Origin of the sequence: Teretinema zuelzerae (assembly GCF_021021555.1) — a bacterium.
GTDB classification, from domain to species: domain Bacteria; phylum Spirochaetota; class Spirochaetia; order Treponematales; family Treponemataceae; genus Teretinema; species Teretinema zuelzerae.
The window spans coordinates 234,534-249,507 of record NZ_JAINWA010000003.1 but is presented as its reverse complement, the minus strand read 5'-3'; the positions used below and the strand labels follow the sequence as shown (position 1 = coordinate 249,507).

The following is a 14,974-nucleotide window of genomic DNA, read 5'->3' as shown; positions in this document are numbered from 1 at the left end:
AGGTATGCATGGCTGTCAAAAAATACGCCAAACTGTTGAAAACGCGCAACTTCGGATTGTGTATCGGTCTTTTTTTTGCGGTTTTACTGACGGTTATAGGCTCGGGTTCGGGATTTTTCAGGAATCTTGAGCCTGGAATCCTTGACAGCTATTTTTCATTGAAGGAATTTTATTCTCGCCGTTCAATACAGAAGGGCGTTTGGTTCAATCCGGAGGATGACAAGGTTTCTTCGGATATCGTAATCGTCGGGGTCGATCTTAAAACGCTGCAACGGTTCGGATCATGGCCGTTCCCCCGATCCGTTCATGCGGATCTCGTGAATTCATTCTCCCGAATTTCTGATCAGAGCGAACGCGAAAGAGCCTTGCTCCTCGATTTCTTTTTTATCGATGATTCGCGCAACCGCGAAGACGATGAAGCTTTGGAATCAAGCATACGCGAATCCGACAGAGTGTTTCTCGAGTCGATACTCGAGCAATTTCCCTCTGAAATCGACATCGATCAGGAAATGAAACACCGTCAATCCTATTTAGATGCAAAGACTCCATCCCTGACCAAGATCGGGCAGGGGTGGAAGGATATGGCATCGTTTCAAGGCTTGCAAACGAATCTCGCCGGTCTTAATTCCGCCGCCCGCGGCTATGGAGCGGCGAATATGGATTTTCAGGATACTGTAGTTAGGCGCCAGCCTCTTGTTTTTAAGTATTCTGAATTAGTCGGCGAAATCGCCTACGAAGAGCTTGTTCCAGGATTTTTAGCGGATGAATCTGTTTTCGAACGGTTAAGTTGGTTCGATTCGGAGGGCCTGGAACATCAAATAGAACAACCCCTTACAGAAGCCTCGATTGCTCGCTTAAGAAAGGCAATGGAACGAAAAGCTCCTCCGCTCGTCTACGATGCGGACGGCGACGGCGTTCCGGAAACCGAAACAAGAGTAATCGAAATATACCGCGATTCGTTTTACCCGTCGATCGCGCTCAGTCTTGCCTTGCATTCTTGGAACGCGAAGGCAGACGATTGTTCAGTTTTACCCGGCAAGGAAATCAGGATCGCGCGGACGGGTCAAAGCGATGCGGTTATACCCGTCGATTACCAGTGCGCCATGTGGATTAATTTCGCCGGGCGTCCTTCATCCTCCTCTTCTGAGGGCTATAGGACCTTTCCCGTTCGTTCCTACGCCGGCTATGTAAGAGACTCGTCTCCGGAAGTCGAACAACAGCCGGAGACGCGGGGTGTGAAGGATAAAATCCTGCTCGTCGGAGCCTTTGAAAAGGGGATGGCCGACGATGAGAAGCAAACCCCTTACGGGATGATGTTCGGCATAGAAATTCATGCAAACGCTCTCAACACCCTGTTGACTGAGCGGTTTATCGACAGACCGGACGGGATCGCATTCGCCCTTGCTGTATTTCTTTCGGTAATGCTCGTCGCCTTCCTGGCGGCCCGGATGAAGAGCCTTTTATCCCTTCCCCTGTCTCTCCTGTACGCTTCCCTGTTTTATCTCTTTTGCTCGTATTTATTCGATGAAGCAGGTATTCTTCTGAATTATTCAGTACCCGCGGCGGGAATGTTTTTCACCTATGTTACGATAATTCTATACCGTGCGACGACCGAAGAGAGGGATAAGCGCAAGCTGCGCAATATGTTCGGCAAATACGTCAGTCCCGACGTCGTCGCGCAGATGCTCGACAACCCTCCAGAGCTTGGAGGGGTCGATCGCGATTTGACCGTATTTTTCTCCGATATCCGCGGTTTCACCAGTTTGTCGGAAACCTTGACGCCTCAGGAGCTGGTCAAACACTTGAACGAGTATTTGTCTGCGATGACGGACATCATTCTCGAAACCGGCGGCACTCTGGACAAGTACGTGGGCGACGAGATCATGTGCTTCTGGGGGGCTCCGCTCGAAGTGAAGGATCATGCCAGCAGAGCCTGCAAGTGCGCCTTGCTTCAGAAGAAAAAACTTGAAGACTTGAACAACGCATGGCCGCAGGAAAAACGGCTCGCCATCGGAATCGGAATCAACACCGGCGTCATGACCGTCGGGAATATGGGCTCGGAGGGAAGAATGAATTATACCCTCATGGGCGACAACGTAAATCTCGGCGCACGGCTCGAAGGAACGAACAAGATGTACGGAACCATGATTATAGTAAGCGAGTACACCTATGCCCTTGTGCGCGACGAGTATATATTCCGGGAACTGGATATTATTCGCGTGAAGGGAAAGAACAAGCCTGTCGTTATATATGAATTGGTGGACTGGCTTTCGTGATTCATATTCGATCAGTACTTTCTTCTCTTTTCATTGTTTCTCTCGCGGTGTTTCTTCAAAGTTGCGGAATAGATAATTATATCTATCTTTTTCCCGTATCGCAGCAGCTGAATAATCCGACGGATTCAGAAGACGTAAGCGCCCAATATTTCCACGTGAGAACGAGCGATTCGCGCAATCAGGCTGAAGAACCGGACAGCTTCAGGGGTTTCGAAGTATATTATCGCATATACAACAGCTCGAGCGCGCGAAACCAGGACATTGCGGCCATCAGCACCTACTATGAAAGCTACGACGGGCTTATCCAAAACTGGCTTTCGAATACCAAAAAATTTCACCGCATGGCGAACAGTGTACGTGTAAACGAGTATCCTCTAATTCCTTCGGCTTCGGATAACCGCGAAGTGTATATCAGATTTACGCAATATACCGACAATGTTCCGTCAAGAATTTTCGTCGGAAATCTCGGAATAACCAGTGCCGCGGATCAAGACGAACAATTGGCGGGGTTGCTTACTACTTCTTTCGATTTGGGAATTCCCTTGCGCACCAATTCTGAAGGGGTAACCGACGCGTCAAGCGACGACTATCTATTCAGTTACGACGAAATCGACACAGACGACGACGACGTCACCTATACTTCTTCTGTTGAGACAGATAAATGGCACGTTCTCGCACTCGTATTCGCGTATGGAACCGATGCGACGTATAACAGCATTTACAGTCCCTCGTTTACCATGGGATCGATCATAATTACCGACAATTGACATCTCTTGACCTTTTTTATTCGATCTGATAGATTCTTGTTTATCGGGCGCTTAGCTCAGCTGGTACGAGCGTCTGGTTTACACCCAGAATGTCGGGGGTTCGATCCCCTCAGCGCCCAAAGTTAAATCCTTACTATGTAAGGAAAAAAAACTGCCTTGCAAAAAGAAGCTGTTGCCGCATCTTTTTGTGTGTCAAAATTGTGCCAAGTTTCGGCACAGTTTTGACCGTAAGGACGGTTTACAATGGAATACACCCTGTACGAGCGTTTGGTAAATGGCCAAACGTTTTTTTATTTCCACTACATCGATGAGAACGGGAAGCGCGTCCGCCGGTCAACCGGCTGTTCAAAAAGGTCTGACGCAAAGGCTTTTCTGGCGCGTCTTGAAATTCTTGAAGAACAAAAGAGGCGGAATTCGGAAAGAACCTTGTTCCTGGATTACGCTGAAAAGTTCTTTGATCCGAAAGGTCCTATCGTGAAGCGGTGGAATAAACATGGGAAGAATCCCAAAAACCGCACGCTGGCCAATCATCATGCCTACCTGAAAAACTATCTCATTCCGTGGTTTGGAAGCTCGTTCCTGGACTCTATCACGGCGAAGGCTCTTGATCTTAATCTGCTCGACGCCCGGACAATCGGACGAAACGAGAAGCCGTCCAGGCCGCTATCAGGATCTGCGAAGAACTCCATAAAAGACACCCTTATGATTATTCTCAGGGAAGCCCATTTCGACGGCTTGATTCCTTCTGTCCCGACATTCGTTACATATGCCCGCAATTCGAAGCGACAGAACACCCTTACCGAACAGGAATTACAACGATTATTCCCGTTTGCTCCGGAGGAATTCGGGAAAGTCTGGGAAACCGATAGCGACGAAGGGGACCCCATTCCGGGGCGGTGTTTTGCGACACTCTCGGCGATCGCGGTATCCTGCGGTCTCAGATCCGGCGAATCACTGGCTCTTTCCATGGATCAGATCGTTCCGGGGAAGGGGCTGATTATTGACCGCGCCCTGGATGAAAAGGGAAAAACCGATCATGTTAAGAAGGGAAGCGCCGCTGATCCACGTATCCGGGTTGTTCCGATGTCGGTATATACAATGAGCATTTTGACGCGCTGGATAGAGCTCCGGGGCGATCACCCGGGGTTATTGTTCACCTACCGCGGGCATAGTATTTCATCAGGGTATCTTTTGAAGCGGTTTCGCGCGGCGATGAAAAAAGCCGGAATCGATCTTTCCGGCCGGCGGATAACCTTCCACGGACTTCGGTATACCTATAACACCAGGATGAAAAACGCGATCCCGCGCGAAATGCTCCGGGATATCATCGGTCATAAAACCGACAGCATGACGGACCACTATGACCGCCCTGTCCTTGAAGAACGCCTGGACGAATACCGGGATAAAGTCCTGCCTGCGGTGAATGGATTCTGGAAGTTGGGATAAAAAAAGAGGCCGGGGAGACCCGGCCTTTTGTGTTTTACAGATTTCTTACTTTTTGAAGCTCTGAAGGAAGGCCCCGATTATTTCACCTTTCTTTTCCGTTGCAACAATCGTCATATCTATTGATTGCCTGTTTGCAGAATCTTTAAACCATTGGTAATCATCCTCTGTTACGATGTCTTTGAAGATATTCACATACTTTATAGTTTTACCATCGGTAGGATTAATAACGTCGAGATAAATTGTCTCTTCTTCAAAATGTATATCGGTGATGGTAAATTTCCCTTTATAAACAACTTGCTCAACAGGTCTTTTTTCTCTTGTAATTTTCGTCATTTCTGCAATTTCTACAGGAGTAACAGTTTCATTGTTTATTGAGAAAGACGTAAAATCCTGTTTCGACATTGATCTATAGAAACTGGACTGTGCCTCAAGAGCTGCTATTGCAACCTCATTAGTCGTTTTTTGGACATCAGTTACCAGCTCGTTTTGTGCCTGTATTCGGGCAATCTCTTTTTTTGAATCAATGTGTTTACCCACATTGAGGCTGACAGCTGCAATGGTAGAAACAATCGCTACTGAAGCAATAAATTCTTTTGTGGTCATTGTCCTTATTCTGTCTCCCACAGCCTTTGCAATATCTTTAATTAAAATCTCAATGTACGACGAACCCGGTTCAATTTTAACTCGGATTTCCAACATTTTCCTTTCTTCATCAGAAAGACGCTTAACATAGCCATAACAATAATGAGAGTATGCATCATATACTGCGTTTTGCAAGCTTAGCATACCACGCATTATTCCTGTAGTTATAGTCGAGTCAAAAACATCGCCTTCAACATGAATCTTGAATCCTCCCAAAGAGTCACTGAGTTTGACTTCCTTGTTTTCAAACCAACTCACATCGGTTGTTAGTTGTTGAAAAAGCGAATTCATCTGCGAATAATCCGAAATTACCAGTTCTTCCATTTTCAAAATCTCCAATATGTTAAATTATGCACCGTTTGCGCGGTTGCTTATTTCTTTATATAGTATAGATTTAAATGCAGTAAATCGGATTAGTAGGTCAGATAATACGTCTGTTGTAATGATCGTCAGTAATTTTAATTGTCAATAGTGACACATTTTTTTGAAAACCTTTCCCCCGCTTTTACCCAGCCGTTTGGGTTGAAAGATCAATAGCTTTTCTTTTTCCAAGGGCCTTTACAGTACAGAGAAGAACTTCTATATCATCTTCGGAAAGGTCATGCATAAAATTAATAATTTCTTTTTCGCTATCTCTTAATACTTTTACCTGTCGATCTGCGCCAGTAACCAGGTATTCAACTGAAACACCGAATAAACCAGCAATTTCTACAGCAATATCTGCGCGTGGCAAGATATCTTGTTTACGCCATCCGGAGATTGTCGTTTCCGGTATTCCGAGTTTCTCAGCTATCCATCTAAAAGTTGTGTTCTGTTTTTCAACTTCAACTTTTGTGCGATTCCAAAAGTTCATGCTTTCATTATCGTACAGAAAACTACTAATTTCAGTATTTTCCTTGTTGACAAGTACTTAAATCGGTAGTACGATGAATAAAACTACTGATTTGGGTAGTTTTAATCCGGCAAATCGCACCGGAGGAAAAGGTCAGATGTTTTTTACGGCACTGCCCGGGCGAACCGGGGGCGATCTTTGCTGTGACGAACATCTGACCTTTTCTTTTTTTCGGGACTGTACATCGGCGTTTTACTTCTTTGGATCAGAAGATCAGGGGGTTCGAATCCCCCCGGTCCCAGGCAACAGCTTCTTTTTAGGAGGTAGGTAAGTATGCAGAACGACCGACTGGTGACGCTTTCAACCCTGAATAGCGGAGCCGTCCTGGAGCTTTTCGAGGAAGAGTTCGAAAAAGCGTTAAAAAACATCGCGGATGATAATACATCCCCAACCGCTGTGAGGGCGATCACTATAAAGATCGAACTCAAACCCATGGCAGATCGGAGCATGGCCACAAGCAAGGTAAAGGTATCTTCCAGCCTGGCGCCCATGAATCCCCATGAATCAACTGTTTCCTTCGCTTTCAATGGCCGCTCTGTTGAAGCGTATGTAAACGGCCCGATTAATCAACCCGATCTCGACGGAATCAATCCGATCCCGTTTGAAAGACGAACAGTAGGAGAGAACTGATGGACGGCTCAGCTGTAAAAGAGATCGAGCGACTCGCCGACGAAAACCAGACGCTCGAAATATGCGGAACCACGTTCGCCCGAAAAGAATACAAACCCGTAATGTTCTGCCCGCGCCCGGACACCCTCCGGGGTTACACCCTTACCGGCCTTCTTGATTACATCAAGAATAACCGGGAACAAGTCCAGCTTGACCAGTGCATGATTCAGATAGAATCGCACCATTCGGTTCGGCTGTATGCCCGTTTCGACGATGAAGACCTGAAACGTTCCTGTTTCTACCAGGCAAAATTGGACGATGACCTTCCGGAATTTCCGTTCGACTCGTTTATCTATCCGGAAGAGTTCTGTATCAAAGCTCGTGCCCTGATTGGTCCATCGAATGACCTTGATATCGTTATTGCAATGGCCAGCAAGGTAGTCGCCCAAAACGAGGTGATTACTCAGGATGACGGCCTTTCGCAAGAGATTCAGGTTCGCCGCGGTGTTTCCGGGGCGGCAAAGGATTCTGTCGAAACCAAGGGTATCTATCGGCTCCGTCCGTACCGGACGTTCCGGGAAGTAGAACAGCCGGAAGCAAGCTTTATCCTTCGCTTCAAGCCAACCGAAAACGGCCTCCCCCGGATAGCCCTTTTCGACGCGGAAGGCGGAATCTGGAGGAATAACGCCATTCTGGCGATCAAGGACTACATCGAACAAAGCATCGTCTCTGATGTAGCAATCCCGGTACTGGCGTAAGGGAGGGCGCGAGATTATGACAATCCCCCTGGAAGTACCCGAGATAACTGAAATCAAAGAAATGCTTGAAAGGGCGCTCCGGGGGCAGTCAGCGCCGGAGTGGTACACCCTGGAACAGGCCTATGCCGTCAAATACGGCTCTCCCGAGCTCGGACCGTCTATTCTGACCATCAAGAAAAATACGGCTTTGCAACCGGCTGCCGGGCGCCCTGACGGGTGGCAACACTCGAAAAAGGCATGGAAGCGCGAAACTGTTGAACGCTGGGCCCGGGTATCGGACGAAACCCTTGGGCAATATCTTTCCGAGGTAGCGCCCGGGGAAAGGGTGCCGGAATTCATCGCCGCCGCGCTGCAGAAACGTAGCCGAATTGACCGGCGATTGCTTGCGGAGGCCGCGGTATGAATGTGCTGGGAGCAAAGTATCTTTCCATTCCTATTCACCGGCACCCTGAAGGCGGTTGGATTCTCTATCAAACAGTTTTCGGGTTCTACCTTCCGGGGCGGTTTTTAACCCTTTCAGAAATAATGCTGGCGATGGAAAACGCCAGAAAGGCCGCGTTGCGGCTTTCACAACCTCAGCCTTTACTTTCCGGGGCTGTAAAACCGGAAGTCGATACAGAAAAGGAAGTGCAATTAGTGGCGGTGGATCGGCACGTTGTTCTACCTTTTCGGCTTCTTTTGAAGATCATTCTCGATATAGCAATTGGAACCGCGATCATTGGATTTCTGGCGTTCATCAATCTCGTTTCGAAGGGATGGACGCCATGAATATAGATAGGGGTAGCCGGCCTGATTCCTGCGCGACATGTGCGCAGCGGATTGATTGCAAGCCTGAAAACTGCAAGGCCCGGCTCCTGTACCAAAGAAAAGAACCAGGAAAACCGGAATGCCGAAAACAGAGATAGAAAGGCTGAAAGACGAAATAGCGACATTGAAGGCGGAAAAACTTCAAATCCAGCGGGACATGATCCGGCGGGTGCGGAAACATAATGAATTGAAAAAAGCGTTTGCTCGTATGAGAGCGCGTTGCGTATACATGTCCAGGCGGATGATCAAGGAGGGAAAGGAATGATAATTCGGACGGATAATATGGAATCGACGGAATATCCGGAAACTGAAACCCTTTCGAGGCTGTATAAGGTATTCGACCTTGGGTATCAACCAGGCATCGAAGGACCTCAGCACGAAGTTGCTTTTTTATTTGAATTAGACGCCGTGACGGGCGACGGAAAACCGATGACGATAACGAAACGATTCACCGCTTCAATGCATCCGAAAGCAAATCTGAGGCGGTTTATCGAATCATGGCGCGGCAGGCCTTTCACCGATGAGGAAGTAAAGGTATTCGACACCGCCCCCCTGGAAAGCAAATATGCCTACCTGACCTTAACGAAGAAAAAATCAACGAAAACCGGAAAGGATTGGACGGATATCTTCCAGCTCCGAAGGAAGCCGAAAGAAGATCCACCTTTCCCGAAACGACTGCAGGATGGCTTTATTCCCGACTGGATTAAAACAGCGATCGAGAAGCAGATTAAAAATCCTGCTCAAGGCATGCAGGGCGGTTCCGCGGATGAACCGTTTATGGATTTTTGAGGGAGGAATACCATGGGAACTATCGAGCACACGCAGGAGCCTTGGAGAGTTGAAGAAATTGGAGATAGGAGAAATTTCCTAACAATCGCAAAGGAGAATGAAAGCATCCTCACAGTGGTCGAGGAATGCGGTCATGGCTTTGGAGCTTTTTATAAGCCCGATGATGCATTAAGGGTCGTCGCTTGCGTAAATGCTTGCCGTGGAATATCTCAGGAAATACTAGAAGACCCTGAATATTTGATCAAGAAAGAGCTGGATAGCATTGACGAACAATTTTCTATGCGGAAGAAGTCTGAGGCTGAACGGGATGAACTTAAGAAAGCTCTTTTTGCTCTTGAAGAGGCCGCAACCGCTGTTGAATCCGACATTGATACCGGTGCGCCGGTCGAATATGGAATTGAGCGTCTTCGCGATGAACTTATCCGGGTTCGGAAGGTTCTGAAGATACTACCCGAGGAGGAAGCGATTGAAAGCAAAAGATGAAGCGTTGATGAATCTTGTGAAGGTTCTATCGGATGCAGGATATTCGGTCATAGAAATTGATACTGCCCCGGAACCGTATACTCAATTTCGAGCGGAACGTTCCGGGGATGACATTTCACTTTTTGGAACTATCAGTCTTTTGATTGAGGCTCAATAGTTCCATGAACTACATACGTTCCAATTTTTTCTGCACCGGCAATTAAGGCATCAACGGCTTGACTTGGATGTAGACCGCTTAGCAATTCCGGTCGTCCTTCAAATAGTTTAAGAACTGTTTCAATAGCAGATTTTCTGCTTCCTTGATCGAGTATTGGCATTTTTCCCTCCGGGGACGTGATATTTTCCCGTTTGCATACGCTACGGGCTTTTGTGGTTAAAAGGAGTATATCACGGTATCCGGAGGGTTCTTTTCTACTTCTTTTTATTCGAGGTGTACCGATAATGTTGACAAATCCTTGCACACCGTTTATTCTGCTCTTGTACGGGTCAACTGCCGAAACCAGTCCCCGTACTCACATCGAACTAAGCGGAAACACTGATACATCAAGGACTCATAATAGGCCAGAAAGGTGGCCTCTTGGGCCTGTTTATCAACGCCGCTTAGTCGTTGGTTTGCAGGGTTTCGACCAAGAGGCTGCCTTTGTGGCCTTTTGTTTGTATACCCTGCAAATTATCCCTATTGCCCCGGAACCGTTGCCGAAACCAGCGACCGGGGAAAGGAAACTAAGCATGCAGGAAAAGACTGCCCATGACGGTACCGGCACGTCCGGACTACCGACCGCAAACGAAGCCACGAGGCGCACGAGAGCGCCCCGGAAAGCGACGATTTCGCTTGATCTTGACCCTACGACCGCCCGGTACCTCCGGACGATCTCCCGGATGGAACGGAGAACGGAGGAAGCGCAGGCGCTCTACATTCTCGAGAACGTTATCCAAGCCCTGTACTTTGGGTTTGAACCGAAAATATTCAACAAACGAAGCACTGGTATCGCCCCGGTAGCGGAGAAAAGGAGTCAATCATGACGAATTTTGTTCCCCCGGCGGAAGGCTATGCCGGAGACCTGTTTTCCGGAGAGCAACGGAAACCGTACCTCGGAAGTACTTCCGAGGATGAGTCAGGCAACGTTCCCTGTGTTGTAGAACACGAAAAAACAACAGACACACCCCGGAAGCCCCTTGAACTTGTATCCCTTGCTGATGCCGCCAAACCGTTTCCGGTGGATGCCCGGATGCTCTGGGAAGCCCTTGAGAGCAACCGAAAGTTTACCGACTGGATGGAATACCAGATCGAGCGCAACAATTTCCAGCAGGGCATCGACTTTTTCACAAAATTGGGAAAAACTCCCGCAGGGAAAACCGGCCGCCCAAGCACCGATTATTCCCTCACTATAGACGCCGCCAAGCACATCGCCCTGATGACCAACACGAGCGCCGGAAAGGCCGTCCGGGAGCACTTTATTTCCATCGAAAACGCCTGGAACACGCCTGAAATGGTAATGGTCCGGGGCCTGCAGGCCGCGCAGGAGGTTATCCGGAAGCAGGCGGAACGGATTGCTTCCCTTGCCGACGATGCCCGCGTCGCCAGAACGATCGCGATAGCGGAAGGACTCAAAACCATTACCGAAGTCGCGAAGATCAACGGAATCGGGCCACGGAAGCTCTTTGAGATGCTTTCCGGCCGGAAAATCCTGTATCGTCTCCGGGGCAACTGGATCCCTCACCAGGAATACATCGATCTTGGGTATTTCGTGGTAAAGGAACGCACCTACGGCGATGAGGAAAGCGCACATCTTTCTTCCCAGACCTACGTTACCGGCAAGGGTGAAGTATGGCTTGCTAAACGGATGTTCCCGGCGCCCGCGGGGGTACAGTCATGACCATAACCGTTGTTGACGATAAACAGGCCCTCCGGGAGCGGGTGGAGCAGATCAGCGTTGAAAAATCATACGACATTATTCCTATTTCGGTGGGGCTTTACAGCATGTTCCTGGCACACGGGAAAGATGGTTTAATCGCGAATATGGTGTACCAGCACCTGATCTATACCGCACGGCTGCAGGAGACAAATCAGGTATGGGCAAATGACGTATACCTTTCGAACGCCCTTCCTCTCGGGAAGGAAGCTATCCGGCGCGCAAAGACATTTTTGCACCGAAAAGGCCTGATAAAGTACGTACAGGACCGCATTAACGGGAAAATGGGGCCGGCGTATATTCGAATTTGCTTTATTCCTTCATCCGCTCTCTCACGCCCGGATGATTCCGTAGAGGTTCCTTTCCCTGATCCGGCCCCTGTAGCCCCGGAAACAGGCGGAGCAGAAGAGGCGGTGCTCACCGCAGAGGATATCTTTTTCGATGGTCCTGAACGGGACGGAGAGAATGCCGGTGTACCACTGGCCAGATACACCGAAGAACAGCTACAGCGGGAAGCCGGTACTCCTGACGACCGCTATACCGGTTCGCCGGTACCCCTGTTTTCAGGGGGTGCGGTAGACCGGTACACCGGTGCTGGGCAACAAATGCTTGAAGCGAAGAATGAAATGCTTGAAACGAAAAAGGAAATGTCTCTCTCTCCGCACGAACTGCACATCGATTCCGACGATCCGGAGGCACCTCCCTCCCGGCACTGGAACTGGAACCCCAACGAAACAGAACTACAGGCCGTTAACCAGGTTGGGAAGCGCCTCGTATTCCGCTGGTACAAAGAGTTCCAGTCCAGAACCTGCCGGATCCAGAATCCCGCCGCATCTGACGTAGCCGATGCTAAAAGCTTAATCTGGCAGTTCCCGGAACTGCTTTCCGGGGCATCCGAGGAAACAATATCCCGAGCCGTGGAGAAGCATTTTACGCTTTGGCGCCATGCCTGGTATTTGACCGCTGAGCACACCAGAAAAGCGCCTGAGGAACAGAAAAAGCCGTACTGGAACTTCCGGAACTTCTGCCGGCATTTTGCGGAAATTCTCGAGCTTGAAGCAGTTACGGTCGCGGCAGAAGCCGGGGACAGTTCCGGGGCTTCCCGGGGGAAAAGGCCTGCCGGGAAGTATTTGACCGAAGAGGATTTTAAGGCCATGGAAGCCAAGATTATCGCCGAGGAAGAAGCGGCGCTGCAGGGAGGTAGAACATGACAGCGTTTGAAGCGTTACAGGCGCTCCAGGAGTATTTCGGGCCGTGGTCCATCCCGGCCGTAAGCGAACACGTTTTGAAGGAACTCCGCCGATATGACGATTCAGAGCTTGAGGCGATTAGCGATGAAATTATTCGGACTCGTCCGGCCAGCTATGGAGCGCCGGACGTTCTATCCGTCGTATCTGTCGTAAAGAACCTGAGCCAGAAGCGAACCTTGCGTCTTCGCTCCGGGGCGCGGGTCAACACCAGGTCATGCCCTGTATGCAAGACGGTACTATCCGGCACGAAATATACCTGTTCCGTTTGCGGGTATGACGTCGCTGATGACGTTGAAGAGCATGCCCGCTGGTGGGAGGATTTCAAGGCCGGGAAGGCGAAGCGATTCACCGCGGATGATGTCCTGCGAAAAATCGTGTCCCTGGGAGAGAGGGAGGCGAGGAAGGACGCTGATGCCGTAATGAAGACCGTCTATCCGAATAGTTGTCGCTTCAAGAAAATAGGTTTTTCCGGGGCTGACTCAAGGTAAGATTTTATGCTGACCAGCATAGATTTAGTTCGACGGATTGACGCGCCGCATAACTGCGTCATGCGGACGGTCAACTAAACCGCCCGAAAGGAGTAACCAGTGGAATATGTTTTACATCTTTATGACATAAGCAAAGGAGGTAGTGATTACGGATATTATATAGGCAAGAAATATTCACACCAAGGAGATATTTTCCCTTGTACCTGTAGCTCCATTGAAGATGCAAAGAAGTACACATCGTTGAACCGTGCAAAACTTGCACTGGAATCTCTCAATAAAATTACTACATACAAGATGGAATGCACGATTTATTTTCGGGCGGCGTCGAACAACAAGTTCGAGCCGACTCGCGAATAGCTCGCGGCTCAACTCAATGTTAGAACGACAAACAACCGTGTACCGGCCTTCGGCCACTACACGGATAATTTGCGGGAAGAAAAGGAGAAGAATATGAAGAAAGCAATTATCGCAATCATGGCTGTTTTTCTGGTGGCAGTATTCACCGGATGCTCGGATGCTTCAGTCGCGCGGGCTAATCTTGAAACCGCCGAGCAGAACTTTCAGGTATATCGCCGTGTCGTTTTCTATAACGGCATAACCGGCGAGTATATTCTCACCATCGAAGGCAATCTCGCGGTCACGGTCGATACCGATGGTGATCTCGTCGTAACGGTAAAAACCGAAGACGGCCAATACCTCAAGCACTATCTTGGTCTTTCGGACAACGTGACGTATTTTTCTGAAGCGTTGAGGCCGAATGATGTTTCAGTGAAAGGCTACAAGGTTATTTTCAAGCCGTCTGTTATCGTTCCGACTATCGAAGTCAAGTAAGAGTTTCTAACAACTGGTTACACCTGACAATCCTACGGATTGCAGGTGAACCAAATGTTAAAAGGAGAAGGTATGAATGATATCAATTTTTTGAATGAGGTTAAGGAGCTTCTTATCTGCGGAAGGGATATGCTCTCAACATTGGATAAACATGGAATAGATGTTCCTGCTGAGCTAATTACGCGTTATGACAAGGCAATTATAAAACTTGAAAAAGAAAAATAAACGTGATACCATAGTCTTATCCACCGCTACTAATTACTTCCCTTCTGTTCGTCTGGATCAATTATGGACGAACAAAAATTTCAAGCACAATATTCATTCGCAATAAAAGTACTCCTTTCATCAATCGTCTTTATGGGATTGATTGGAGTGCTTTTTAAAGTCGCTAAGTGGACTATTAATATAGTTTTCGGATGAACGCGACAGACGAATATTTAAAAGCGTTAACCATTCTGATGAGGCATGATCTTCAAGATGCAGACCTATCGCAAGAATGGTTTATCGTTTGTATTGATAATGCGAAAAGATTCTCACGATCAATACAACGGAAGCTTCCAAATATTCGCGATCATGATGATGTCGCCAATGATGCAACTACGTCTTTATGGGAGAACTGTTTTATCAAAGGGCAGATCGTTCGGAAGTCAATTACGACAATGCTCTTTTATCGGGTGAAACATTTTGCATTATACCGGAGAAAGAAAGATTTTGATATTAGCTACGAATCGATAATTGATGAACTTGGGGAAGGTAATAGTTATGGGAATCTGCAGAATATGCAAGAAGTTAACCGAATCGGGAATCTATTGCCCAGAGCATCTTCAGGTAGAAGAGAACGAAACAAAACTCCAGTTAGCACACCTGGAAAAAAACTACAAAGGAAAGAGGGAAGCGTTTTACCGAAGCGCAGCTTGGCGCCGCCTGTCAAGGAATATACTCAGCTCACGCTTGATCTGTGAAGAGTGTGGGAAGGAACCGTCCTCAGAGGTGCACCATAAGGATTATTCTGATCCACTAAAT

Annotated in this window: 19 protein-coding genes and 2 tRNA genes; 18 read left to right on the top strand and 3 right to left on the bottom strand. The window is 48.3% G+C overall.

The window, feature by feature from the left end; translation table 11 throughout:
* Positions 1 to 8: 8 nt before the first annotated feature.
* The 4 genes from K7J14_RS08455 to K7J14_RS08440 all read left to right on the top strand — a co-directional run bounded on the left by K7J14_RS08455 (position 9) and on the right by K7J14_RS08440 (position 4,489).
* Positions 9 to 2,276, top strand: a complete 2,268-nt coding sequence (locus K7J14_RS08455) for an adenylate/guanylate cyclase domain-containing protein (protein WP_230755259.1) — start codon at positions 9 to 11, stop codon at positions 2,274 to 2,276.
* A complete protein-coding gene (locus K7J14_RS08450; RefSeq protein WP_230755258.1) occupies positions 2,273 to 3,043 on the top strand; it encodes a hypothetical protein in 771 nt (256 codons plus the stop codon). The genes K7J14_RS08455 and K7J14_RS08450 overlap by 4 nt, the downstream gene beginning before the upstream one ends.
* A gap of 45 nt (positions 3,044 to 3,088) precedes the next feature.
* Positions 3,089 to 3,162: transfer RNA gene (locus tag K7J14_RS08445), tRNA-Val, on the top strand.
* A 124-nt stretch (positions 3,163 to 3,286) separates the two neighbouring features.
* Positions 3,287 to 4,489: a tyrosine-type recombinase/integrase gene (locus K7J14_RS08440; protein WP_230755257.1), complete on the top strand. Its 1,203-nt coding sequence runs from the start codon at positions 3,287 to 3,289 to the stop codon at positions 4,487 to 4,489.
* Between the two features lie 45 nt (positions 4,490 to 4,534).
* Here K7J14_RS08440 and K7J14_RS08435 read toward each other — a convergent pair whose 3' ends face one another.
* Both K7J14_RS08435 and K7J14_RS08430 read right to left on the bottom strand, forming a co-directional pair.
* Positions 4,535 to 5,455: a hypothetical protein gene (locus K7J14_RS08435; RefSeq protein WP_230755256.1), complete on the bottom strand. Its 921-nt coding sequence runs from the start codon at positions 5,453 to 5,455 to the stop codon at positions 4,535 to 4,537.
* Positions 5,456 to 5,636: 181 nt separating this feature from the next.
* A complete protein-coding gene (locus K7J14_RS08430; RefSeq protein WP_230755255.1) occupies positions 5,637 to 5,984 on the bottom strand; it encodes a helix-turn-helix domain-containing protein in 348 nt (115 codons plus the stop codon).
* Between the two features lie 212 nt (positions 5,985 to 6,196).
* Here K7J14_RS08430 and K7J14_RS08425 point away from each other — a divergent pair.
* The 8 genes from K7J14_RS08425 (at position 6,197) to K7J14_RS08390 (ending at position 9,626) form a co-directional block, all read left to right on the top strand.
* Positions 6,197 to 6,264, top strand: a tRNA-OTHER gene (locus tag K7J14_RS08425).
* A 32-nt stretch (positions 6,265 to 6,296) separates the two neighbouring features.
* On the top strand, positions 6,297 to 6,653 hold the full coding sequence (locus tag K7J14_RS08420; protein WP_230755254.1) for a hypothetical protein: 357 nt from the start codon (positions 6,297 to 6,299) through the stop codon (positions 6,651 to 6,653).
* A complete protein-coding gene (locus K7J14_RS08415; protein ID WP_230755253.1) occupies positions 6,653 to 7,390 on the top strand; it encodes a hypothetical protein in 738 nt (245 codons plus the stop codon). Before K7J14_RS08420 ends, K7J14_RS08415 begins: the two co-directional genes overlap by 1 nt.
* A 16-nt stretch (positions 7,391 to 7,406) precedes the next feature.
* On the top strand, positions 7,407 to 7,793 hold the full coding sequence (locus tag K7J14_RS08410; protein WP_230755252.1) for a hypothetical protein: 387 nt from the start codon (positions 7,407 to 7,409) through the stop codon (positions 7,791 to 7,793).
* On the top strand, positions 7,790 to 8,158 hold the full coding sequence (locus tag K7J14_RS08405; protein ID WP_230755250.1) for a hypothetical protein: 369 nt from the start codon (positions 7,790 to 7,792) through the stop codon (positions 8,156 to 8,158). Before K7J14_RS08410 ends, K7J14_RS08405 begins: the two co-directional genes overlap by 4 nt.
* A gap of 300 nt (positions 8,159 to 8,458) precedes the next feature.
* On the top strand, positions 8,459 to 8,986 hold the full coding sequence (locus tag K7J14_RS08400; protein WP_230755248.1) for a phage replication initiation protein, NGO0469 family: 528 nt from the start codon (positions 8,459 to 8,461) through the stop codon (positions 8,984 to 8,986).
* 12 nt (positions 8,987 to 8,998) lie between these two features.
* Positions 8,999 to 9,469, top strand: coding sequence for a hypothetical protein (locus tag K7J14_RS08395; protein ID WP_230755246.1), 471 nt, complete (start codon positions 8,999 to 9,001; stop codon positions 9,467 to 9,469).
* Positions 9,453 to 9,626: a hypothetical protein gene (locus K7J14_RS08390; RefSeq protein ID WP_230755244.1), complete on the top strand. Its 174-nt coding sequence runs from the start codon at positions 9,453 to 9,455 to the stop codon at positions 9,624 to 9,626. Before K7J14_RS08395 ends, K7J14_RS08390 begins: the two co-directional genes overlap by 17 nt.
* Here the strand turns inward: K7J14_RS08390 and K7J14_RS08385 are convergent.
* Positions 9,601 to 9,786: a hypothetical protein gene (locus tag K7J14_RS08385; RefSeq protein WP_230755242.1), complete on the bottom strand. Its 186-nt coding sequence runs from the start codon at positions 9,784 to 9,786 to the stop codon at positions 9,601 to 9,603. The two genes, K7J14_RS08390 and K7J14_RS08385, sit on opposite strands and share 26 nt — an antisense overlap.
* A gap of 702 nt (positions 9,787 to 10,488) precedes the next feature.
* Between K7J14_RS08385 and K7J14_RS08380 the strand changes: the two genes are divergently transcribed.
* From K7J14_RS08380 to K7J14_RS08355, 6 genes are all read left to right on the top strand, one after another.
* On the top strand, positions 10,489 to 11,346 hold the full coding sequence (locus K7J14_RS08380; RefSeq protein WP_230755240.1) for a phage antirepressor KilAC domain-containing protein: 858 nt from the start codon (positions 10,489 to 10,491) through the stop codon (positions 11,344 to 11,346).
* The gene (locus tag K7J14_RS08375; RefSeq protein ID WP_230755237.1) at positions 11,343 to 12,593 is read left to right on the top strand and encodes a hypothetical protein; all 1,251 of its coding nucleotides are present in this window, start codon (positions 11,343 to 11,345) and stop codon (positions 12,591 to 12,593) included. The genes K7J14_RS08380 and K7J14_RS08375 overlap by 4 nt, the downstream gene beginning before the upstream one ends.
* Entirely contained in the window at positions 12,590 to 13,120 is a 531-nt protein-coding gene (locus K7J14_RS08370) for a hypothetical protein (protein ID WP_230755236.1), read from the top strand. The genes K7J14_RS08375 and K7J14_RS08370 overlap by 4 nt, the downstream gene beginning before the upstream one ends.
* A 450-nt stretch (positions 13,121 to 13,570) precedes the next feature.
* The gene (locus tag K7J14_RS08365; RefSeq protein ID WP_230755234.1) at positions 13,571 to 13,951 is read left to right on the top strand and encodes a beta-sandwich lipoprotein; all 381 of its coding nucleotides are present in this window, start codon (positions 13,571 to 13,573) and stop codon (positions 13,949 to 13,951) included.
* A 72-nt stretch (positions 13,952 to 14,023) separates the two neighbouring features.
* Entirely contained in the window at positions 14,024 to 14,176 is a 153-nt protein-coding gene (locus K7J14_RS08360; protein WP_230755232.1) for a hypothetical protein, read from the top strand.
* Between the two features lie 191 nt (positions 14,177 to 14,367).
* The gene (locus K7J14_RS08355; protein WP_230755230.1) at positions 14,368 to 14,913 is read left to right on the top strand and encodes a hypothetical protein; all 546 of its coding nucleotides are present in this window, start codon (positions 14,368 to 14,370) and stop codon (positions 14,911 to 14,913) included.
* Positions 14,914 to 14,974 lie beyond the last annotated feature (61 nt).